The sequence below is a fragment of the Chryseobacterium sp. KLBC 52 genome, assembly GCF_003347605.1.
Taxonomy (GTDB): domain Bacteria; phylum Bacteroidota; class Bacteroidia; order Flavobacteriales; family Weeksellaceae; genus Chryseobacterium.
On the sequence record NZ_QDFZ01000010.1, the window covers coordinates 86,759 to 107,955 of the forward strand.

A 21,197-nucleotide genomic window follows, 5' to 3' on the forward strand; every position below is an offset into this window, starting at 1 on the left:
TAATTTATTTCACTTTGATAAAATCGAGAGTGTTTAATTGTGAGATAATTGATGTTTTTATTGTGTATTATGTATAGAATAATGAATATTATTGTTGAAACTAATATGAACTTTATATGATGGCTGTGAAAAATAAATTGTGAGAAAAGTCACAAATATTTTTGTGAATTATCGCATGGGATACCCTCTTGTACAATCGTCCAAAAAATTGTAATTTTACCCATCTTTTTACAAACAAAATCTAATAAATAAAAATGAATACAGAACAGTTTGTGAGCCGTCACATTTCCCTTAATGAAGCCGATAAACAGGCGATGTTGGAGAAACTTGGCGTTTCTAGTATTGAAGAGTTAATTTCTCAAACCATCCCTTCTTCTATCCGTTTAGAGAAAGATCTTGAGATCTCGGAACCACTTTCTGAATACGAAATGTTGAACCACTCAAAGGAATTGGCATCTAAAAATACTGATTATACAAGTTATATCGGATTTGGATATCACAATACACTTTTACCTTCAGCAATCCAGCGAAATATTTTTGAAAACCCGAGCTGGTATACGGCATATACTCCATACCAGGCAGAAATTGCACAGGGAAGACTTGAAGCTCTTCTTAATTTCCAGACTGTCGTATGTGATCTTACTGGTTTTGCATTAGCCAACGCATCTTTATTGGATGAATCTACTGCTGCTGCTGAAGCAATGCACATGTTTTTCAACAACAGATCTAAAGACCAGAAAAAAGCAGGAGCTAATAAGTTCTTCATTTCTGATCTCGTACTTCCTCAAACAGTTTCTGTATTAAAAACAAAAGCTGAAGGATTAGAAATTGAAATCGTAGTAGGAGATCATAAAACTCACCAGTTGGATGCTTCTTATTACGGTATTTTATTACAGTATCCTGGTAAAAACGGAATCGTTTTAGACTATACAGAAGATATCGTAGAATATAAAAAACTTGACCTTCAGGTAGCGGTTGCTTGTGACCCGATGGCTTTGGTTAAGCTAAAGTCTCCTGCAGAAATGGGTGCTGACTGTGCGGTAGGAACTACACAGAGATTCGGTATTCCATTAGGATACGGAGGTCCTCACGCAGCTTTTTTTGCTTGTAGAGAAGATTATAAAAGAGATATTCCTGGAAGAATCATTGGGGTTTCTCAGGATATGTACGGAAGACGTGCTTTAAGAATGGCATTACAGACAAGAGAGCAGCACATCAAAAGAGAGAAAGCTACTTCAAACATCTGTACCGCTCAGGTTCTTTTGGCAGTAATGGCGGGTATGTATGCTGTTTACCACGGACCAAAAGGATTAAACTATATTGCTGATCAGATTCACTTTAAAGCAAATGCTTTGAAAAACGGTCTTAAGGCATTAGGATATCAGGTAGTAGAAGAGCCAATCTTCGATACAGTGAAAATCACTATGGCTGAAGATGAGAAAGCAAGATTGGTAAGACTGATGCTTGATCACAGATTAAACTTAAACTATTTCACAGAAGGAGTAGTAAGCATTGCGATCAATGAAAGTACAACATTAGAGAAATTAAACTACCTGATGGCTTCTTTCGCTCAGTTTAAAGACAAGCAGACTTTCAAATTAGAAATTAAAGAAGGATACAGCATTCCGGAAGAGAATTTAAGAAAAGACGAAATTCTTACAGAATCAGTATTCAACAAATACCATACGGAAACAGAATTGATGCGTTACATCAAGCGTCTTGAGAGAAAAGACTTATCATTGACTCACTCAATGATTTCTTTAGGATCTTGTACCATGAAATTGAACGCAGCGACTCAAATGTTACCACTTTCATGGGAAAACTGGGGAGCAGTTCATCCATTCGTACCTGTGAACCAGGCGGAAGGATATCAGGAAATGATCCGTGAACTGGAGAAAGATTTAGCAGAAATTACAGGTTTTGCAGGAACTTCTCTTCAGCCAAACTCAGGAGCTCAGGGAGAATATGCAGGATTAATGGTGATCAGAGAATATCACATTTCAAGAGGAGACCACCACAGAAATGTAGTATTGATCCCTCAGTCTGCACACGGAACCAACCCGGCTTCTGCTGCAATGGCAGGAATGAAAATCGTAGTGGTGAAAAACCTTGAAAACGGAGAAATCGACTTCGAAGATCTTAAAGCTAAAACAGAACTTCATTCAGCAAACTTATCAGCTGTAATGATCACTTACCCTTCTACTTACGGTTTCTTTGATGCCAACATTAAAGAAATTACCAACCTTATCCACGAGCACGGAGGACAAGTATATATGGATGGTGCAAACATGAACGCTCAGGTAGGATTTACAAGTCCTGGAAACATCGGAGCTGACGTTTGCCACCTTAACCTTCACAAAACTTTCGCAATTCCTCACGGAGGCGGAGGTCCTGGAGTAGGTCCGATCTGTGTTGCTAAACACTTAGTTCCTTTCCTTCCTTCTAACGCGAACATCAGAATTGGTTCTAAAGAAGCTATCGAAGGTATTTCTGCTGCACCTTACGGTTCAGGATTGATCCTTAACATTTCTTATTCTTACATCAAAATGTTAGGAACAGAAGGTCTTAAGAAGGCTACAGGACATGCCATCATGAATGCTAACTACCTGAAAGAAATTTTAGCAGAGCATTTCCCGATTTTATATTCAAACGAAAACGGAAGAGTAGCGCACGAATGTATCGTAGATTTCCGTCAGTTCAAATCTTTAGGAATTGAAGTGGCTGATGTGGCGAAGAGATTAATGGATTATGGTTTCCATGCTCCTACCGTTTCTTTCCCGGTTGCAGGTACACTAATGATTGAGCCTACAGAATCTGAAAGCAAGTCTGAAATTGATCGTTTTGCTGAAGCATTGATCTCTATCAAAAAAGAAATAGATGAAATTGCCAACGGTGAAGCAGATGCTGCCAACAACGTATTGAAAAATGCTCCTCACACAGAACAACTGGTAATCTCCGATTCCTGGGATAAACCATACAGCAGAGAAAAGGCAGCTTATCCATTAGAGTGGGTAAGAGACCACAAATTCTTCGCTTCTGTATCAAGAGTAGATGAAGCATACGGAGACAGAAACTTAGTATGTACTTGTGAGCCTATTGAAGCTTATATGTAATCTCAGTTTTTATACATAACAAATCCCTTTCAGCAATGAAAGGGATTTTTGTTTTTTATAGTCATTGCGAGCGTAGCGAAGCAATCTCTTTAACACAAATGACGCAAGGATTTTTCGACTACTCATTGTTTCAATGTTCGCAAAGGCGTTCCACTCAGCGAAGCTTAAACGATATGTTTTTTCGGAAAATGGCGAAGTTTGTATGGCCATCGTCATTGCGAGCGTAGCGAAGCAATCTCAATGATTTTTACTTGCTTTTAATCAGTCCTTCAAGCCTGGTCATCATATCATCTTTTTCTTTCAGCATTCTTTCATAAAGTGCAATTTTTTCTTCATGAAGCTGGATGATTTTATCAATAGGATTATAATTATTGACAATTACACCTGTTGCGTTATCATGGAAATTACTTGCAATAATATTGATAGCCTGTTCTTCATCAAAATTTTGAAATGCTTCCACAGGAATTTTTAAAACCTCAGAAATCTTTTGAAGAAGCGGATCCTCAATAGTTTCTTTCTGTTCCAATAAGGAAATTTTCTTCTGGTTCCAGTCATCACCTAAATCCAGCGCTAAAGCTTCCTGTTTGATGCCCAGCATTTCTCTGAATCTTTTTACATTTCTTCCCTGATGTATCTTTTGTTCCATTTGTGGTTTTAAGCTTATTTGAAGGTTTATGATCAGTAAAGATAAAAAAATGTGGTGAATATTAAGATGTGACGCTGAAGATTGTACCAAATTCTTTTTAATTAAAACAAAACCTCAAGCTACGCAAAGTCTCCTGACTTTGAGTGCATTATTCCTCATCATAATGGTTATATTTCCAAAATTCAGAACTTCTATTTACATTAATCACTGGATTTTCTGCAATTTCAATTGAATTTATTATTCCTGTACCATTAGAATAATTAGTTGCTGAAGAATAAATGTAGTGATTTGCTTTTGATACAATTCCGGCACGAACCGGGTTCAGATGTATATAATTTAATTTATCCCATAGGAACTTTAAGCTGAAAATTTCCTCAGAATGATTTCCATATTGCCAAACCTGAAAATTTTTATTTCTGGAATGAGTTTCAGTAGCTTTAGCCAATCGTTCCAGAATCCAATCTTTTCGGCTTTCCGGTTCTGTTTGTATTTTTTCTAATATTTGTTTCGCTGTAAATTTTTTAAAATCTCTGATTAGATCTGAAAGTTTTCCATCTCTTGACTGTACAATAAAATGTAAATGGTTACTCATAATGACATAACCATAAAGAATCATTCCTTTATTTTTTATACAGAATTCGAAGCATTCTACGATGGTATCTCGATATATTTTTCGGGTAAAAATATCTATCCATTCAATAATGGTACAGGTTAAAAAATGAGGTCTATCCTGATCTCTGATAACATATCCTTCTTTCATCTTTGGTTTTTATCAAAGATAATTAATGGAGTTGTAAATTAGATATTTTACAGCATTTTTTTTAATGCCGCAAAGTCAGGAGACTTTGCGGAGCGTGAGATTTGTATTGAAATCTTCTTAATTAAAAACAAAATCACCTCCCAAAATTGAGAGGTGCCTTAGTATTTAAATTCCGGCTGTTATCTTCGTTTAAAGCTATACGCCAGCAAAATAGCTACGCCCATAGTAACGCAGGTTATAATTGAAATAGTTTCAATGGAAATTCCACTTTTCATCTGTGTGTTTTCTTTTTCACATGAAAAAAAGAATAATAATGTCATGAACAGACATACCGATAGTAATTTTTTATCCATAAATGTATTTGTTTGGTTACGAAATATTTACAGCAAAAAGTATACCGGATTTGTAGACTAAGGAATGAGTTTATTGACTTGTCCCTTTAGTTAATACCTGGGATAATGAGTAACAAAGGTTTTCTTAATAATAGCCCTTCGACAGGCTCAGGGTGACAACCCGAATACTAACCGAAATTTTTAAGCGTTGTCAGGCTGAGCCTGTCGAAGCCCGTATTACTAAAGAGATCGTTTTTACTGCTTAATTTTCGTTTAAATTTTTGGAAACGTTATCTATTACCAAAATATAATGACAATAATGAATAATGATACCGGCAATGAAAAGGAGAAATGCTATTATTATCTCAGTAGTCAGGTGATGTAGGATAAAATGCAGGATCAGGAAAAGTACAGCGGAATAGATCAGGGAAAATAGTATAGAATAAAATGCTGTTATTTGGTAGGTAAGAATTCTTGTATTTTTATTGTAGTAGAAGTATTCTTTGCCAGGCGAGAAAACTAATGGAGATTTGTTGGCAAAATCAAGTTTAAACATTTTGTTTTCACCTATGACGGTGCCGTCAGCAGGAACAATATAAGTTAAGCCCCTTTCTGTGATTGAATGACATACTGCATCAGTGACATTTTTAAACGTTTTGCTATTTTTTATTTCTCTCTCAAAAGTATAGGTAAATGGGAACATATAGTTTTAAGCTTCGTTATCTGTTTTTTCTTCATTCCAATAATAGCTGTCCGGATAGATTCTCGCTCCAAAAACAGCAGTCCCCACCCGTACAATGGTTGCGCCTTCTTCAATGGCAGTTTCCAGATCGCTGCTCATTCCCATAGAAAGTTCTTTCATTTCTACATTGCGAATATTTTCGGTGATGATGTCTTGTTGAAGTTTTTTCAGGATTTTAAAGCATGCTCTTACTTTCTCGGTTTCGGCACTGAATAAACCGATCGTCATCAGACCCTTTATTTTCAAAGTAGAGTAGTGAGAGACCTTTCGGGTAAGTTCAATGGCCTCACTAGGATCCACACCAAATTTACTTTCTTCATTGGACGTATTCACCTGAATCAAAACATCCATTGTTCTGTTTTCAGCTAAAAGCTTTTGATGAAGTTTCTCGGCAAGTTCCAATCGATCCAGAGACTGGATACAGGTAACATCATATTTCAGAAGATCTTTGATTTTATTGGTCTGAAGATGGCCTATAAAATGATTTTCATGGGGAATATCCTTTAGCTCCTCATATTTCACTTTCAGTTCCTGGACTTTATTTTCAGCAATTAACGTCTGCCCATGTTCCAGTACGACTTTGATGCGCTCTGCAGAAACAGTTTTCGTAGCCAGTAATAATTTGACTTCATTACTATTTCTTCCGCATTGCTCACAAGCCTTTTTTATCCGATCATTGATCAAAGCGAGATTGTGGAGGATATCTTCTTTCATGATGAGATGGCTTCTTTGGCTTCCAGTTTTTTAATTAAAGCAGCTTTCACGGCTGTTAGTGCGTAATCTTTAGCTTCGGCAAAGGAAATAGAATACTTTCTTTCAATAGTGCGCATATTTTCCGGAAACTGAGCTAATAACTGATCGTAGAAGGTATCCAGAATCTCAGCAGAAGGCATTTCATAATTAATTTTTAATTGGAAACGTCTTAAAAGAGCAGTATCAATAATCTCAGGATGATTGGTGGCACAGATTAATAAAGCATTTTCAGGGTAATAATCAATCAGCTGAATCAAAGTATTAACCAATCTTCTCATTTCGCCCACGTCTTTGTCATCGCTGCCTCTCGCTTTCCCGATCTGATCCAGTTCATCAAGGAATAATACCGATCTTTCTCTGGCGGCTTTATCAAAGATCATTTTAATATTCTGTGACGTTTCTCCGATACGGGATGAAACAATATTACTAAGATTTAAAATAATAATATTCTTTCCAAGGGCATTGGCAATTGCTTTTGCCGTCATGGTCTTTCCACATCCGGAACTTCCTTCAAGCAAAATTTTATGGTTAACCGGCAAGCCATACTCCTGGAGTTCTTTAACGTAATTATGCTCTTTAATAAGCTGTACAAGCTGCTCTCTGTTGTTGGCATTAAGAAATACTTCGTTAAGGTTTACCTGTTCTTTATCTTGAATAATAAGGTTGTACAGATTCATGATGATTAATGATTATTGAATAAACAAAGATAAAGCTTTATTGAATGTTAAAAAGAATTCTGAATCATAATAAATGTCTGGTCCAGCGTAAAGTGAATGATAAGTTATAAATGATAAATTATGAGTGATGAATTATGGGTGTACATCTGTAAAACAAAAAATATTCCCTAACATCTGTGAAAATCTGCGAAATCTGTGGGAAATAAATAATGATGTTTTTACAAAACGCTTCCAACAAAAAAAAGAAAAGCCAGACTTGCGGCCGGCTTTTCTCATTTGGATATTAAAATTTGTTATGAAACTAAGATCTTTCTGCTTATGTTTTTGGGCCCTTTTACCCGATGGTAAAAGAGCAATCCGATTTTCTCAGACTAAAAACATAAAACAATATAATTAGTATAGATATTCTATAGGCTTGTTTTATTTTAAGATTAGTTTCTTTCTCTTCTTACTGTCATGAAATATGAAGTGATTACGACTAAACCTGTTGCGATACCGATATAAGTTACCATTTTGTATTATTTTTAATTATTTGACTTTTTTTTATCAATCTTTCAATTGCAATATTACTACTTTCAAATCATGTGCCAAAGTAAAATACCATGATGTTTATCAGTGTATTACGGTGATTGGCGTTCATGTATTAGTGAATTTTTGTTTACAATAAATTAATGTATTATTTGAAATTTATTAATACTTTTATTATTCTATCTGTAAAATCATGTGAATGTGTTAACCGTTTATTGACTTCTATATTGGAGTTGATAAAACAAATAATAAATAATGCTTAGCATAATATTGTGGTAAAGTGTGATTCTTGAACTTTAATTTGTTACTTTAAATAGATTTTTATGTTAATAAAATTTATTTTTAGCGCTAATTTTTACACTGAATTTTTGTCAGTTGTCACATTTCATGTCATAGAGAAATATTATTGTATGCAAGAAATGAAAATAAATGTTGTCTGCTGTCCGATTATTTCAGATCACACTATGAAAATGAATGGCTTTGAAAATAAGATACTTAACGGTATTTAGACTCCTGTGAAAATTATTGAAGTTTCCAAAGAGCAGACCTTTCATGGATGAGATAAACATTTCTTATCCCGCGAATAGAGAGGGGTGAGAGAATTCTATTTTTGAATTCCCCGGAGGCTTTTACTACTTTTGCAGAAAGAATGAATTTATGGGACGCAGTTATATATTTCTCGCCTTGGCAATCATATTTGAGATTATCGCCACGACTTTTCTGAAGAAATCTGAGGAATTTTCTAAACTATGGCCATCGGTAGTGACGGTGATTGGATATGCGTGTGCTTTTTATTTTCTGAGTCTTACCCTGCGTCATATTCCTGTAGGAATTACCTACGCCATCTGGTCCGGAGTAGGAATTATTTTTATAACGATGATTGGAGTAATAGCATTTAAACAGGTTCCAGATCTGCCTGCCATTATTGGGATTGCCTTGATTGTGATTGGTGTGATTATTATCAATGTATTCTCAAAAATGGGAACTCACTAAAAAATAATTTCCTGATGCTTCTGCTTCTGTTTCCAGTGTTGAGATCTTGTTTTGTATAAAAAGAATTTTCCCAGTTTATATTTGAACTTTAAATATCCGCGGAACTCAATACCGTTAAATAATGTAAACGGAATGGTTGGATTTTCCTTTAATGATTCCCTTATTCCTTTACTGAATACGGTAGGACCAGTAGTAGCATGAATATTATGAGGATAACGGTGGGTGTCTATATTATCAATCATCAATTCTAATGTTTTCTTTAGAAAAGGATGGTTTTTATTGAAAATAAGAGCCCATTGAACATACAGATTTTCGTGTCTTTCTACACTGATCACCGCTTCATCATCTTCACTGATGAGTTTTTCAAAAGGTTTGATAGTGCTGCTGTCTATATCCAGGTATATTCCCCCTTTTTTATATAAAATGGCATATCTGAAGAAATCTGCTTTTGCTGCTCCAATAGTCAGCTTGCGGTAACTGTTAATGTATTCAGGAGGAAATTCTTCAGCAATAAATTTCTCAATATCCTGATCATCATAGAAAAAATAGCGGTATCCCGGATTTTTCCTTTTCATATTCCAGATGTGATACCTTGTAATCAAAGGAAGTTTTTTAGTTATGAAAGTCTGAAATATTTGTTTGGGTACTGCCATTTTCTTTTTTTAATTATATTCTTATATAGAAGCCGAAATCATTTTTCACCTGTGACGTGTAACAGTAATAAGGTTTTTCATGAAATAGAGAGAGATCTATCTTTGAAATAGCTTATGCTGAGCTGGAGTTTTGATTCTGTTTTAGATGAATTGTTAAATAGTGTGGAGAAAAATTTTAATTTTTTTTTAATCTTCCGGGCGAGGAACTTCAAGAATAAGGTTCGATATTATAGAGATTGATTGTCTCTTGAATTTATTTTGTTCTCGGTCTTTCAAAAGGGTTATAAGAAATTCCAATATTGAAATAGAGTGAAGGTTTATAAGTTGCTTTCCATAGGTAATCATTAAAAGAATCCTGCTTATTAAATGCTCTCGAATTGATATTAGCTCTGATTCCTGTTTTGAAAGTACCAATGAAATTTCCGCCAAGATTATGCTCATAAATAGCTCCTGAATTGATGGCAACCTGCCGGAATTCATAAGTGTTATCATTATGGTAAGTATAAAATGAAGTGTTATCCATTTCCGTTCCCAGAGAAATCCTGCCGCTGGAAAAAATAGCTTTTCTTACCAGTACTTTTTTCGGAAGAAGGATGTCCAGTACCCATCCGTTATTGAATCTGTTCTCATAGGTAAAAACAGGGAGCACGGGAATTTGAGAACTGGGGTCAATAATACCAGCCAGTCCGAGACTCATTTTTGTTTTTGGAGTTGCCTTTAAAATTAATGAAGCAGTTACTAATCCTCTGATTCGTTCAAAATGCTGTTCACTTCCATCTGTAGAAATACTGGCGGAATATACTGCGGTCTTATTAAATAATCTTGAAAAGTAGCTTAAATTAATAGCTTCGGAATGATAATGAAAGTTTTCTTCATTCTGAATTCCTGGGATGACAGGATTTTCGTTCCTGATCGAAGTATAACGGTAGCTCAATGCAGTACTCAAAAGCCAGCTTCTGTTCTTAATAAAATAAATATTGGCATCTGCCTTCATTTGCTGAAAACTTTTAACCTTATTATCCGGCAGATCCTGGCCTTGTAACTGTGAAGAAAAAGACGATGGACCTACCAGAGTATATTCAAGATTGAAGTTCCGTGACTGCGGGATTTTATCTGCAAAGAATGCACGGACTTTCAATGGAATACTGTCCTTTTTCTGAGTATAAATAATATTTTTAAAAGGAAGTATTGCCAGGGGAACAAGTACTCTTCTCAATGTTTTCATGGGTAGTTTATTTTAATGGCTGAATAATAGATTGGAAAAAGCTGAAGGTAAAAATCCTGTCATAGAAGATATCCAGACTGTTTTCAATAATGGCATCCGTATAGCACGCAGTATCCTGAACAAAGGTTTCCTCTACAAAAACAAACCAGAGTTCCGAGAGTCCGTATCTTCTTCTAAACTCTTCAGAGGCATTGCTGTCTGGCACAGCAGAATGTTTAAGGTCACAAAACAGAATTCCTTTTTTCTCTCCTTCATGTTCTACAATATTAATAGAATGGTGGAGATAGCTGAGAATTTTCATTTCCGAATCGAAACATTCTACAAAATGATGCAGATCAATAAGCTGTATTACTTTTTCTTCCTGTTGAGATTCTGTCATAAAAAAGCATTCCAGGGATATTTCCTGAGTGAGTTCGTGAAAAACTGTTAATTCCATATGTGTCATTTTACGGTACAAAGGAATAGAGAAAAGAAGGGTGTAAATTTGTTTTTATACAAAATGGCTGGTATTTTATACAAAATCCCCAAGCATGATAATTGGTATAATAAAATACAGGTTTTGTATAATAAAATAGTTGTAATTTCCGTTATTGAGTATTTTTGTTATCAATAAAATGAGCCAGTCGCATGAAATACAGTCCGTGGAAATTTGAAGAAACCTTTGTAATGGATTTTTTGGTGGAGGCGAAGTACGGGCTCCGGAGACACTTGCTGTTTCTGATCTTTTTTTTCTTTTTAATGTACAGCGCAAGGTTCTGGCATTGGTATTCCGGAATTTATCAGTACTATGTTCTGTTTTTTGTATATACGATTCTGATTGCAATGGTATACATTAATATATATGTGCTGGTTCCGCGGTTTTTCTTTAAAACAAAATACATCACTTATCTTGTACTGCTGGTTCTTATGGGAGTTGTGGGACTTAATTTCATCGGCTATAGTTTCAGGCATCTCTTTCAGGATTTCAGAACACAATACATTCCGAAAGATAATGAAAGAGGAGGTATTTATGAGGGTGTTTTGATGTGCATTCCGATAATCCTCACGACTACTACCATAAAGCTTTTACAGAAATGGATCAGTGATAATAAAAGGATCAATGAACTGAGCAATCTTACCCTGAATATGGAATTGAATGAACTGAGAAACCAGATCAATCCGCATTTTCTGTTTAATATGCTGAATAATGTAAAAGCGCTCATCAGAACTGATCCGGCAAAAGCTTCAGTGGTAATTGTAAAGCTGTCCGAATTTCTCAGATATCAGCTGTATGAAAACAGTGAAGAAAAAACACTACTGACTTCGGAAATTGATTTTTTGTCCAATTTTTTAAACCTGGAAAAAATAAGGCGTGACAATTTCTCTTTTGATATTCAGATCAATATGGAGAAAAGAATAATGAGCAGCACTTTTATTCCTCCGAATCTGTATACGACTTTCGTTGAAAATGCCGTGAAACATAGTGTAGATCTCAGTGGAGGAGAAACCTATGTAGAAATAGAAATCAATATGGAGAATAAACAGCTTTATTTCCGGTGTGTGAATTCACGGAATGCAGGTTATGTAGTTTCGGACCGTAAAAATAGCGGGTTGGGGCTTGCTAATATTACCAGAAGACTGGAACTTCTTTACGGTGATACCTTTGATCTGAAGATAGAATCCGGTGATAAAGAATATGTTGTAAATTTAAAAATTCCTGTGTGATGAATTGTATTATTGTTGATGATGAACCGCTGGCAAGAGCCGAAATGAGATCGCTGATCGCTGAAATTTCTACTATGGATGTCCTGGGCGAATTTTCCAATGCTCCGTCTGCCCTTGAGTTTCTTAAAGATCATGACGTAGATCTTATTTTCCTCGATATAGAAATGCCTATGGTAACAGGTCTCGAATTTGCAGAAATGCTTCCGAAAAAATCCCTGATTATCTTTACCACTGCTTATTCTCAATATGCATTGAAAAGCTATGAACTGGAAGCCGTAGACTATCTTCTGAAACCTATTGATCCCCAAAGGCTGAAAAAAGCAATTGATAAAGCGGTACTTTATACAGAGCTTTTATCTAAAGATACCGTTAAAAATACCGTGGAATCTAATACGGCAGACTTTTTATTCATCAAAGCAGAACGAAGATTCTATAAAATCAGTTTTTCTGATATTAAATTTATTGAAGGGCTCAAAGATTATGTGGTTATTCATACAAAGCAGCAAAAGCTCATCACGGCAATGAATTTAAAAACCATTCATCAGAAGATTTCAGGGGAAACCTTTATCAGAGTCAGCAAGTCCTACGTGGTGAATATGAATTATATAGATTCATTTGACAATCATAATATATATATTGAAGACTCCGAGATTCCTCTTGGAGAAGTATACAGAGCCGAGTTCTTTACAAAATTTGCCGGAGGACTTCTGAATTCAGATTGATTCATGAGTAATGAGTAATGAGTAATGAGCAATGAGCAATGAATAAAGAGTAATAGTAGATATCATTCAAGTGATATAAAAATCTGTGAAAATCTGTGTAATCCGTGGGACAAAATACAATATTATGATTCAATAGCAACGGGCTTTAGCCCGTTAAATAAATAAAAACAATCAACGGCTTCAGCCAAAACATAAGAATAGCGGTTTATTCAATAAAGCTTCTGATCCTTTTCACAATAAAAACTTCTTCTTTTTCCCACGCCCGTTTGTTTTTTAACCAATTTTTGTCCACAAATTGGGCACACAGATTTTGTATGGACCAGCCAATGTTTTTTCAAAACAAATTCTCTTTTCCATTTCAGAAAATCAAAACTGTAGTTTCTGGCTTCAGCAATAAGCTCTTTTCTTTTTTTAGCAGGAAGATTACCCAGTAAACTTTCAGGCTGCACACCAATTCTGAAAAGAACCTCATTCTTAATAATATTGCCTACACCTGAAAAAATATCCTGATTCATCAATGCATCACAAACCATCATTTTCGGATTGGATTTTAATTTTTCTTCGGCTTTTTTGGGATTCCATTGTTCGCTCATTATATCGGCTTCCCAATCAATGGTGGAAAGATATTCAAGAGGTACAGATTTTACGGAACAGGTATAAAAATAGATGCTTCCGGTAGAGAAAAACAAGGCCAAACGTAAACTTTTGTCCGGTTTGGTCTGCTCATCAACACTGTAAGAACCGAACATTAATAAGTGAATTCTGATAGCTGCCTTTTCAAAAACGAGGTAAGTCTGTTTTCCAAAAGTGCGGATTTCAAGAAGGGTTTGGCCAATAAAAGAATCTTTCTCAAATTGGGCATTCCCTGAAACTTCTGTTACTTGCTGCCTTGCAAATGGCTGCAGGTTTTCTTTCATTAATATGATGGATGGACCTTCAGGCATACGTTTGTTTTGAGATAAAGATTCAAATAATATTCCATAGCTGCATAAAATCTGATTTTTATCCCAAAACAAACCTGTTTAAAATATTTTTAGACCAGTTTTTGTCCCACAAAACGAATGACCGAACCTTTCCCATTATGGAATAGTCCCTCACTGAGCTCAATTTCTGTTTCTGCTAATTCAATAATATCATAATCCGGAAAATCAGCTTTGATTTCTTCAATAGAAAATAAGGATTCAATGTCCTTTGGACCGCCTACCTTTTCGTTTTTTGCAATATATTCAAGATGATTTTTACTGAAAGCTTCGATAATAATAAAACCACCTTTACGGAGATATTGATTTAACATCTGATGAATAGAAGATTTGATCGCACCCGGAAAATGAGCGTAGATAAGCGCAATAGCATCAAACTGTTCTTTCTGATAATCCAAAGCGGAAAGTTCTCCCACCTGATAATCAATAGTAATTTGTTGTTTCTCTGCAAGCTGTAACGCTTTATCTCTTCCGTTTGCACTGATATCAAAAGCAGAAACCTTCCATCCTTGTGTTGCTGCAAAAACCGCATTTCGGCCTTCACCTTCTGCGGGGAAAAGTATTTTACCGGGAGTTAATTGTGATAATTGTTCTCTAAGATAATTGTTGGGTTCTGTTCCATACGCAAATTCTTCGCTGCTGTACCTTTCGTCCCATCTGTTGAGCCATGTGTTGTCTGTCATAGTTATAATTTAAAATTTGAAAGAAGAATTAGAGGGATTCTTCAACTGTATTGTTTGTATCAAATGTAAAATATTTATTCAAGCTTTCCGATCCCTAAAAAACGTTTACTATAATAGATTTTTTGAATGAAAGATCTCTTTAATAAAAATCTAAATACTATTCCGTACAATTAAAATTTGGAGTAATTTTGAAAAATGATGAATTTAAACCAGATTTTCACCAATCAACGTACAGGAAACAATCCACAGACCAAAGCTTCACGAACTGATTTTCAAAGGGATTTCGATAGAATAATCTTCTCTTCTGCCTTCAGAAGACTGCAGAATAAAACGCAGGTTTTTCCTCTTCCGGGAAGTGTTTTTGTACATAACAGACTTACCCATTCTCTGGAAGTATCATCCGTAGGAAGAAGTTTAGGAAGTATTATCGGTGAATTTATTGCTGAAGATTTTAAAAATGAACTCACTGAAGATTCAAAGAATTTTTATCTCTATAATTTAGGAAATGTAATTGCGGCAGCGTGTTTGTGCCATGATGTGGGAAATCCTGCATTCGGACATTCCGGAGAAGATGCCATTGCCAGCTATTTTGAAAGGAATGAAAAAGATCTGAAATCAAAGTTCAATGAAAAGGAGTGGGCAGATCTGGTTAATTTTGAAGGAAATGCAAACGCCATCAGAGTATTGGCACAACAGCAACAAGGGAAAGATGCTGGTGGTATTCAGTTGACATTCTCTACACTGGCAAGTATTGCAAAATATCCGTGTGAAGCGGTTGCAAAGAAAAAAGGAATCATTCACAGAAAGAAATTCGGTTTTTTCCAGAATGAAAAAGATATTTTCCTGGAAATAGCCAAAGGAACCCAGCTTATTTCCGAAAGTGAGGAACCTCATATTTTCAAAAGACACCCATTTGTATGGCTGGTAGAGGCGGCTGACGATATCTGTTACAACATCATTGATATGGAAGATGCCCACAGATTGGGAATTGTTTCCACAGCAGACTGTAAAAACCTGTTTTTCGAGCTTGTAAAATCGGAAACGGATGATGTTCAGAGAATTGAGACAAAGCTAAGCTCTATCTCCAATGAAAATGAACAGATTTCCTATTTAAGAGCAAAAGTGATCAATGCATTAATCAACAAATCGATTGAGATGTATAAGCATAACTTTGAAACAATTCTTGAAGGAAATCTTAGCAATGGATTACTTGATATTTATAAAAAGGAAAATAAAGCGCTCCAGGATATTGAGAGTTTCTCAGTAGAAAAAATCTACAATCATAAAGCCGTCGTTGAAATTGAGAATGCAGGTTACAACGTAATGTATGAATTGCTGGATCATTTTATTCCTTCCATTCTGAAGTCTAAAGACAACAGAAAATCCTATGATGAAAAAGCTTTGAAACTCATTCCAAAGCAATTTATTTATAATGACGGAACCGATTATCAGAAAGTTCTTGGGGTGATTGATTTCGTTTCAGGAATGACGGATAATTACGCTACCGATTTGTACAGGAAAATAAAAGGGATAGACATCGGAATGACGGTGTAGATCCTATTTATTGTAATAATTCACAGGCCTCTTCTATTAATGATTTCATTAAAGTGGAGGCTTTTTTTGGGTTTAAAAGCGGCTTTTCCGCTGAAATTTGTACTTTAACTCTAATTTTATTTTTCTTATATTTAAACAAACACTGCAAAAAATGCTTTTAACAAAACAGGATTTGTGACGACATATTAATAAAAATTAAAACTATGAGTATATATTTTGCGCCCGTTATTTTCTTTGGGCTTATTATTTTATTCGCTTCGTTTTTTGTAGTCAAGCAGGAAACAGCAGCGATTATAGAACGCTTCGGGAAGTTCCGTGCGGTAAAGCATTCCGGTCTTCATCTGAAGCTGCCGATCATAGATCAGATTGCCAAAAGGCTTAATCTGAGAATTCAGCAGCTGGATGTCATGATTGACACCAAAACATTGGACAATGTTTTCATCAAAATGAAAATTTCTGTTCAGTATCAGGTGATCAGAAGTCAGGTGGGAGATGCTTATTATCGTTTGGAAAATCCTGAAAATCAAATTACTTCTTTTGTTTTTGATGTCGTAAGAGCAGAAGTTCCAAAACTGAAACTGGATGATGTTTTTGTAAGAAAAGATGATGTGGCCGTTGCAGTGAAAAGCGAGCTTCAGGAAGCCATGAACAGTTATGGTTATGATATTATCAAAGCATTGGTAACCGATATTGATCCGGATGAGCAGGTAAAACATGCCATGAACAGAATCAATGCAGCAGAAAGAGAAAAAACAGCGGCTGAATACGAATCTGAAGCACAAAGAATCAGAATTGTTGCGGTGGCAAAAGCAGAAGCAGAATCCAAGAAATTACAAGGGCAGGGAATTGCCGATCAGAGAAGAGAAATTGCCAAAGGACTTGAAGAATCTGTAAGAATGCTGAATAATGTGGATATCAATTCTCATGAAGCATCAGCGTTGATTGTGGTGACACAGCATTATGATACTTTACACTCAGTGGGGGCCAGCAACAGAAGTAATCTTGTACTTCTTCCCAATTCACCCACTGCAGCCAGCGGAATGCTGAACGATCTTGTAGTAGCGATGACAACAGCCAACACAGTAGGAGAGGCTACGAAAGGAAAATATCCTGATCCACCACAAAAAGAAGCAGGATTTTAAGATAAAGTGGAAGAAATAACCTGAAACAGATGGATGACTGACTGACTTTCCAAGATTGTTAACTATAACTTCAGACTTCAGCCTTCGTTCTTCCTACAAAATAAAAAACCGCTTCTGAAAATTCAGAAGCGGTTTTTTATTATTTCTTCGTTTTAGAAACCTGTTCTACCAATGTATATTTGATGGAAGAAGCATCTGCCGGAGGATTCTCGATTTTTTCTGTTTTTACTTTTAAAACATATTCGTAACCCGGCTCGTAAGTGAACCCTTCAATATGGCTGTAGAAATTTGTCCAGTTTTCAGAAGCACTTTCTTTTACCTGCATGCATTGCATACGGCCGGCTCCGGCAGAACATTCTACGGTTTGTGGTCCTACGATAATGGTTTTTTCATTGGCTGCCAGTTCTGCTTTTTTCGTTTTAGAAACCTGCTTTACCAAAGTGTATTTTATGGAAGATCCGTCAGCTGGCGGATTTTCAATTTTTTCTGTTTTTACTTTTAAAACATATTCATATCCCGGTTCATAAGTAAATCCTTCGATATTGCTGTAGAAATTCGTCCAGTTTCCGGAAGCGTTTTCTTTTACCTGCAGACATTTCATAGGAGCTACTCCTGTACAATCTGCTGTTTGTGGTCCTACGATGAATGTTTTTTCATCACCTGAGGATGCGTTGGCTGTGGTTGTACATTGCGTCATTGCGAATAATGCTAATGCGGGTGCTGCCCCTTTTAGAATTGTTGCTATACTTTTCATAAACTTGATTTTCCCCATACCTCGCAATTACCATGCCGAAAAAAATCCCGAATTTGTAGTACTTCTGCTATTGTTTTTTACTTTTTTAATCATTTAATTTGAATTTCTTAAACACTAACCAAAATATAATTCTTATAATCAATATGGATAATCAAATGCAAGTTGAAAATTACAGGATTCAAAAACCTGAAATGTGGGCAGGAAATATCGGGGATGAGGAAATAAAAAACCGAATCAAAGACTCCGAATTTGCCAGAAGACAAATTGATGAAGGTCGTGATTACTGCTATTTTTTAGACAAAAAATACTATACCAGCAACACTGAAAACAGTGAGTATGTCTGCATGGCATATACTCTGAACGAACCTGGAAACCTGGAAAGAGCTTCTGTTTCTGATGTGATTGTGGAGGAAAATGAAGTCTATCAGATTCACAGGATCAGTGTGTTGAGGGATGGGGTTTTAATCGATAAAATTCCGGATACGAAAATCAAAGTCCTAGACAGTGAAAACCAGAGCAGTGGAGGCGTCTTGAGCAGTAATAAAAAGATTAATATTACCATCAAAGATTTAAGATTGTATGATGTTCTGATCTTAGAAGATTCAAGAATCAAAGAATTTACAGACCGCGATTTTCTGAGAAAGGAGTTCTCAAAATATGTCTGGGTAAGTCCGGATAACTATTGGGCTTATGGAAGTTTTAAATTCACGTTTATCAATGAGCGTGAACAGATTATTGCTTACAAAAAAACATTTTTCAGAGATCAGGAGGGCCATGTTCTTGAACCGGAAATTAATCACCTGAAAAAAGGAGAAAGGTTTGTGATTGAAGAAGAGAATTATATCAATCCTGTAGACTCAGGACGTGAAATTTTTCCTTATGTGGATTTTGCTACAGAAAGCAACTGGAAAGATCTTTCCAACTATATTGTTCCATTTTATGAGGAGATTTTTAACAAATCTTCTTTACAGGATTTTGCGCCAAACCTGGTTGAAAAACTGGATGCTATTACTGATCAGGATGAAAAACTGCAGTTTGCCATAGAATATGTACAAAATCATATCTATTATGTATTCAATGCAGATGAAATGAATGGTCATAAGCCACAGGAGCCATCGGTAACCTATGAAAATAAACAGGGAGATTGTAAAGCGAAGTCGGTTTTATTGAAAGTGATCCTGGATTATATAGGAGTAGATGCATCTGTAGTGCTCGTGAATTTTAATACGGATTATTATATTAAATACTATCTGCCATCACTGTTAAGTTTCAATCATGTCGTCGTAAAAGTGAATTACAAAGATGAAGAATACTTCATTGATGCTACGATCCGTGATGAATTCGGATTGATTGAAAACAGAGGATTTATCTATTTTATGCATTATCTGGAAGTGAAAAAAGATCAGGAACTTCAGGTTAGAAAATCTTATAAATTCCCTTATTTCTGCATTAATGAAAAAGTTGATTTAACAGCACATGGCAATACCGGAAAACTTACTTTGTCTACGACTTACAAAGGAAACAGAGCCAATGCTATGAGAAGGTATTTTAAAAGTACCAATAAAAGAGAAATCATAGACAGCTGGAACAGCTTCCTCTTCTATGCACTCAATTATTCAGGTGACCGTAACGGTACAGATGTCCGAAATGTATTCAAAGATGCTGCTATTGATGTAGTAAGTGATGATAAGAGACTGAATGAAGTAAAGATCCAGTATACCGCAACTATTGAGAATCCTTATTTTGTAGATCCACAGAAAAACCGTTTCCTGATGTACTTCGATCGGAATGTAGTAAAGGCGAGTGCAAGAGATTTCATTCACAAAGATTTACCGTTCTGGCATAATTTCGACAGCGAAAAATATGAAATCAATCTGCATACGGATCAGAAAATTGATACTGAAGAAAAATATACAGTTCAGGAAAGTACTATTGCCAATCCGTATTTTGATTATAAAAGCCGAAAAAAAGTACACAAAAACGGGGCAAGTGTGTCTATTGAATACAATCCTCTGATCAATCTTGAAATTCCGCAAAGTGAGTTTGAACAGTTCAGGACAGATCATCATACCGTTGCCGACAGCAATTTCGGACTGGGAATTGATATCATTGAACCAGGGCTTATGAATATGCTTAAATTCAGTTTTAAGAAGAAGTTTAAATAGAGCTTTGAATTCAAAGTTTAAAGTTTAAGGTTTAAAGTTTCGGCGGGCGGCTTCGCCGCCCGCCGAAACTCCTTAGTCTCATTATATTCGTTTAAAGTAAAAAAAACACAAATCCATTGATGTACAAGATATTTTTTCTTGCTTCTTTTATGACCGTTTCTCTGGTCAGTGCGCAAAAATTAACCAAAGAAAATGTTACAGGATTCTGGAAACTGAAGGAAGCCGGGTTCTACGAAGATCAGAAGAAAGTAATAAAACAGTTTGATAACTGCCGTCTGATGAGAAATTATGCCATCAGGGAAGATGGCTTTGCCATTTACAATTATGTAGAAGGGAAGTCAGGTGATTGCAGTGCTTCAGAACCAAGACTTTCTTTTTGGAGGATTGTTGAAAACAGAATCCAGTTTTATGTGGATGATCAAAGCATTCTGGAAGAGGTAGAAGTAACCTTGAATAAAGATAAAACCATCACTTTTTCAAGTTATATTTCTGAACAGAAAAAAGTGAATGGCGATGCTTTTGCTGAGAAAATAGCAAACACTGTTCACTATGATATCCTTGAAAAGCAATATTGATTGTCTGTAATTAAGCATTTTGACGTATGAATTATGTAACCGTAATCTATCTCCTGAATATCGTATTATATGTCCTGTATTTCCTGGGAAGAACAGGAAGTGAGGTGGCAATGTCCAGCCTTGATTATATGGTTACCGGAATCCTATCCCTCTTTCTGGTGTTTGCAGGATACCTGAATGCAAAAAAAGGAATGATCTACCGAACGGTTCTGTGGGTATTTTTTGTGAATTTATTTTTATTTGTCTGTTCCGGTTTGTTTGATCAGTTTGGAAGTGATTTCAACATCCTTTCTACCAGTAATAGTGACAGTGTTCTTTTTTCATTGGCACTTATTGTTTATAATGGATATCTTTTTCCGTTAACACTTGTTCTTGACGGATCAGGTCTTGCATTGATAATTCCGGTGGTATTGTCGTTTATTCTGCCTTCATTGGGATATCTGATAGGGAAGAAGCTTCATCACAATAAACAGAATTCTACAGACACATAGTCATT

20 protein-coding genes are annotated in these 21,197 nt (G+C 35.6%); 9 read left to right on the forward strand and 11 right to left on the reverse strand.

The annotated features are described in order from the left end of the window. Window positions 1–254: 254 nt before the first annotated feature. Complete coding sequence (gene gcvP, locus DDF69_RS12450) at window positions 255–3,113, forward strand: aminomethyl-transferring glycine dehydrogenase (protein WP_114821058.1); 2,859 nt, start codon at window positions 255–257, stop codon at window positions 3,111–3,113. A gap of 247 nt (window positions 3,114–3,360) precedes the next feature. On the opposite strand, the gene DDF69_RS12455 is transcribed toward gcvP, so the two are convergent. The 5 genes from DDF69_RS12455 to DDF69_RS12475 form a co-directional block, all read right to left on the reverse strand. Then, window positions 3,361–3,759, reverse strand: coding sequence for a helix-turn-helix domain-containing protein (locus DDF69_RS12455; protein WP_114821059.1), 399 nt, complete (start codon window positions 3,757–3,759; stop codon window positions 3,361–3,363). Between the two features lie 148 nt (window positions 3,760–3,907). Continuing rightward, window positions 3,908–4,519, reverse strand: a complete 612-nt coding sequence (locus DDF69_RS12460) for an REP-associated tyrosine transposase (protein WP_114821060.1) — start codon at window positions 4,517–4,519, stop codon at window positions 3,908–3,910. A 594-nt stretch (window positions 4,520–5,113) separates the two neighbouring features. After that, window positions 5,114–5,554 (reverse strand): hypothetical protein, encoded by a 441-nt coding sequence (locus tag DDF69_RS12465; RefSeq protein ID WP_114821061.1) that lies wholly within the window; start codon window positions 5,552–5,554, stop codon window positions 5,114–5,116. A gap of 6 nt (window positions 5,555–5,560) precedes the next feature. Next, on the reverse strand, window positions 5,561–6,307 hold the full coding sequence (locus DDF69_RS12470; protein WP_114821062.1) for a YggS family pyridoxal phosphate-dependent enzyme: 747 nt from the start codon (window positions 6,305–6,307) through the stop codon (window positions 5,561–5,563). After that, the gene (locus DDF69_RS12475) at window positions 6,304–7,023 is read right to left on the reverse strand and encodes an AAA family ATPase (protein ID WP_114821063.1); all 720 of its coding nucleotides are present in this window, start codon (window positions 7,021–7,023) and stop codon (window positions 6,304–6,306) included. The genes DDF69_RS12470 and DDF69_RS12475 overlap by 4 nt, the downstream gene beginning before the upstream one ends. Before the next feature lie 1,185 nt (window positions 7,024–8,208). Between DDF69_RS12475 and DDF69_RS12490 the strand changes: the two genes are divergently transcribed. Next, window positions 8,209–8,544 (forward strand): DMT family transporter, encoded by a 336-nt coding sequence (locus DDF69_RS12490; protein ID WP_114821066.1) that lies wholly within the window; start codon window positions 8,209–8,211, stop codon window positions 8,542–8,544. On the opposite strand, the gene DDF69_RS12495 is transcribed toward DDF69_RS12490, so the two are convergent. The 3 genes from DDF69_RS12495 to DDF69_RS12505 all read right to left on the reverse strand — a co-directional run bounded on the left by DDF69_RS12495 (window position 8,541) and on the right by DDF69_RS12505 (window position 10,858). Further along, window positions 8,541–9,197, reverse strand: coding sequence for a glycosyltransferase family 32 protein (locus DDF69_RS12495; RefSeq protein WP_114821067.1), 657 nt, complete (start codon window positions 9,195–9,197; stop codon window positions 8,541–8,543). The two genes, DDF69_RS12490 and DDF69_RS12495, sit on opposite strands and share 4 nt — an antisense overlap. A 253-nt stretch (window positions 9,198–9,450) precedes the next feature. Further along, on the reverse strand, window positions 9,451–10,422 hold the full coding sequence (locus DDF69_RS12500; protein ID WP_114821068.1) for a hypothetical protein: 972 nt from the start codon (window positions 10,420–10,422) through the stop codon (window positions 9,451–9,453). A 7-nt stretch (window positions 10,423–10,429) separates the two neighbouring features. Next, a complete protein-coding gene (locus DDF69_RS12505) occupies window positions 10,430–10,858 on the reverse strand; it encodes a hypothetical protein (protein ID WP_114821069.1) in 429 nt (142 codons plus the stop codon). Between the two features lie 191 nt (window positions 10,859–11,049). Here DDF69_RS12505 and DDF69_RS12510 point away from each other — a divergent pair, with 191 nt between their 5' ends. Both DDF69_RS12510 and DDF69_RS12515 read left to right on the forward strand, forming a co-directional pair. Continuing rightward, entirely contained in the window at window positions 11,050–12,126 is a 1,077-nt protein-coding gene (locus DDF69_RS12510) for a sensor histidine kinase (RefSeq protein WP_114821070.1), read from the forward strand. Next, window positions 12,126–12,848 (forward strand): LytR/AlgR family response regulator transcription factor, encoded by a 723-nt coding sequence (locus tag DDF69_RS12515; protein ID WP_114821071.1) that lies wholly within the window; start codon window positions 12,126–12,128, stop codon window positions 12,846–12,848. Before DDF69_RS12510 ends, DDF69_RS12515 begins: the two co-directional genes overlap by 1 nt. Window positions 12,849–13,057: 209 nt before the next feature. Here the strand turns inward: DDF69_RS12515 and DDF69_RS12520 are convergent, their stop codons facing one another. Together DDF69_RS12520 and DDF69_RS12525 are read right to left on the reverse strand one after the other, a co-directional pair. Beyond that, window positions 13,058–13,864, reverse strand: coding sequence for a DNA-formamidopyrimidine glycosylase family protein (locus DDF69_RS12520; RefSeq protein ID WP_228411984.1), 807 nt, complete (start codon window positions 13,862–13,864; stop codon window positions 13,058–13,060). A gap of 17 nt (window positions 13,865–13,881) precedes the next feature. After that, window positions 13,882–14,511: a class I SAM-dependent methyltransferase gene (locus DDF69_RS12525; RefSeq protein WP_114821073.1), complete on the reverse strand. Its 630-nt coding sequence runs from the start codon at window positions 14,509–14,511 to the stop codon at window positions 13,882–13,884. 198 nt (window positions 14,512–14,709) lie between these two features. On the opposite strand from DDF69_RS12525, the gene DDF69_RS12530 reads away from it, so the two are divergent. Beyond that, the gene (locus DDF69_RS12530) at window positions 14,710–16,065 is read left to right on the forward strand and encodes a deoxyguanosinetriphosphate triphosphohydrolase (RefSeq protein ID WP_114821137.1); all 1,356 of its coding nucleotides are present in this window, start codon (window positions 14,710–14,712) and stop codon (window positions 16,063–16,065) included. Between the two features lie 203 nt (window positions 16,066–16,268). Next, a complete protein-coding gene (locus DDF69_RS12535) occupies window positions 16,269–17,207 on the forward strand; it encodes an SPFH domain-containing protein (protein ID WP_114821074.1) in 939 nt (312 codons plus the stop codon). 139 nt (window positions 17,208–17,346) lie between these two features. On the opposite strand, the gene DDF69_RS22295 is transcribed toward DDF69_RS12535, so the two are convergent. After that, window positions 17,347–17,961: a DUF4377 domain-containing protein gene (locus tag DDF69_RS22295; RefSeq protein WP_228411985.1), complete on the reverse strand. Its 615-nt coding sequence runs from the start codon at window positions 17,959–17,961 to the stop codon at window positions 17,347–17,349. 155 nt (window positions 17,962–18,116) lie between these two features. Between DDF69_RS22295 and DDF69_RS12550 the strand changes: the two genes are divergently transcribed. From DDF69_RS12550 to DDF69_RS12560, 3 genes are all read left to right on the forward strand, one after another. Further along, window positions 18,117–20,126, forward strand: a complete 2,010-nt coding sequence (locus DDF69_RS12550) for a hypothetical protein (RefSeq protein WP_373427980.1) — start codon at window positions 18,117–18,119, stop codon at window positions 20,124–20,126. 119 nt (window positions 20,127–20,245) lie between these two features. Then, window positions 20,246–20,701 (forward strand): lipocalin family protein, encoded by a 456-nt coding sequence (locus DDF69_RS12555; protein ID WP_114821076.1) that lies wholly within the window; start codon window positions 20,246–20,248, stop codon window positions 20,699–20,701. A gap of 26 nt (window positions 20,702–20,727) precedes the next feature. After that, window positions 20,728–21,192, forward strand: coding sequence for a hypothetical protein (locus DDF69_RS12560; RefSeq protein ID WP_114821077.1), 465 nt, complete (start codon window positions 20,728–20,730; stop codon window positions 21,190–21,192). Window positions 21,193–21,197: the final 5 nt, after the last annotated feature.

What these genes read in the sequence shown, in the direction of transcription:
- DDF69_RS12500 (WP_114821068.1), bottom strand. Translation starts at nt 10,422, where the DNA reads ATGAAAACATTGAGAAGAGTACTTGTTCCCCTGGCAATACTTCCTTTT.
- DDF69_RS12460 (WP_114821060.1), bottom strand. Translation starts at nt 4,519, where the DNA reads ATGAAAGAAGGATATGTTATCAGAGATCAGGATAGACCTCATTTTTTA.
- DDF69_RS12475 (WP_114821063.1), bottom strand. Translation starts at nt 7,023, where the DNA reads ATGAATCTGTACAACCTTATTATTCAAGATAAAGAACAGGTAAACCTT.
- DDF69_RS12555 (WP_114821076.1), top strand. Translation starts at nt 20,246, where the DNA reads ATGTACAAGATATTTTTTCTTGCTTCTTTTATGACCGTTTCTCTGGTC.
- DDF69_RS12505 (WP_114821069.1), bottom strand. Translation starts at nt 10,858, where the DNA reads ATGGAATTAACAGTTTTTCACGAACTCACTCAGGAAATATCCCTGGAA.
- DDF69_RS12510 (WP_114821070.1), top strand. Translation starts at nt 11,050, where the DNA reads ATGAAATACAGTCCGTGGAAATTTGAAGAAACCTTTGTAATGGATTTT.
- DDF69_RS12495 (WP_114821067.1), bottom strand. Translation starts at nt 9,197, where the DNA reads ATGGCAGTACCCAAACAAATATTTCAGACTTTCATAACTAAAAAACTT.
- DDF69_RS12560 (WP_114821077.1), top strand. Translation starts at nt 20,728, where the DNA reads ATGAATTATGTAACCGTAATCTATCTCCTGAATATCGTATTATATGTC.
- DDF69_RS12515 (WP_114821071.1), top strand. Translation starts at nt 12,126, where the DNA reads ATGAATTGTATTATTGTTGATGATGAACCGCTGGCAAGAGCCGAAATG.
- DDF69_RS12530 (WP_114821137.1), top strand. Translation starts at nt 14,710, where the DNA reads ATGAATTTAAACCAGATTTTCACCAATCAACGTACAGGAAACAATCCA.
- DDF69_RS12490 (WP_114821066.1), top strand. Translation starts at nt 8,209, where the DNA reads ATGGGACGCAGTTATATATTTCTCGCCTTGGCAATCATATTTGAGATT.
- DDF69_RS22295 (WP_228411985.1), bottom strand. Translation starts at nt 17,961, where the DNA reads ATGAAAAGTATAGCAACAATTCTAAAAGGGGCAGCACCCGCATTAGCA.
- DDF69_RS12525 (WP_114821073.1), bottom strand. Translation starts at nt 14,511, where the DNA reads ATGACAGACAACACATGGCTCAACAGATGGGACGAAAGGTACAGCAGC.
- DDF69_RS12465 (WP_114821061.1), bottom strand. Translation starts at nt 5,554, where the DNA reads ATGTTCCCATTTACCTATACTTTTGAGAGAGAAATAAAAAATAGCAAA.
- DDF69_RS12535 (WP_114821074.1), top strand. Translation starts at nt 16,269, where the DNA reads ATGAGTATATATTTTGCGCCCGTTATTTTCTTTGGGCTTATTATTTTA.
- DDF69_RS12550 (WP_373427980.1), top strand. Translation starts at nt 18,117, where the DNA reads ATGCAAGTTGAAAATTACAGGATTCAAAAACCTGAAATGTGGGCAGGA.
- DDF69_RS12470 (WP_114821062.1), bottom strand. Translation starts at nt 6,307, where the DNA reads ATGAAAGAAGATATCCTCCACAATCTCGCTTTGATCAATGATCGGATA.
- DDF69_RS12455 (WP_114821059.1), bottom strand. Translation starts at nt 3,759, where the DNA reads ATGGAACAAAAGATACATCAGGGAAGAAATGTAAAAAGATTCAGAGAA.
- gcvP (WP_114821058.1), top strand. Translation starts at nt 255, where the DNA reads ATGAATACAGAACAGTTTGTGAGCCGTCACATTTCCCTTAATGAAGCC.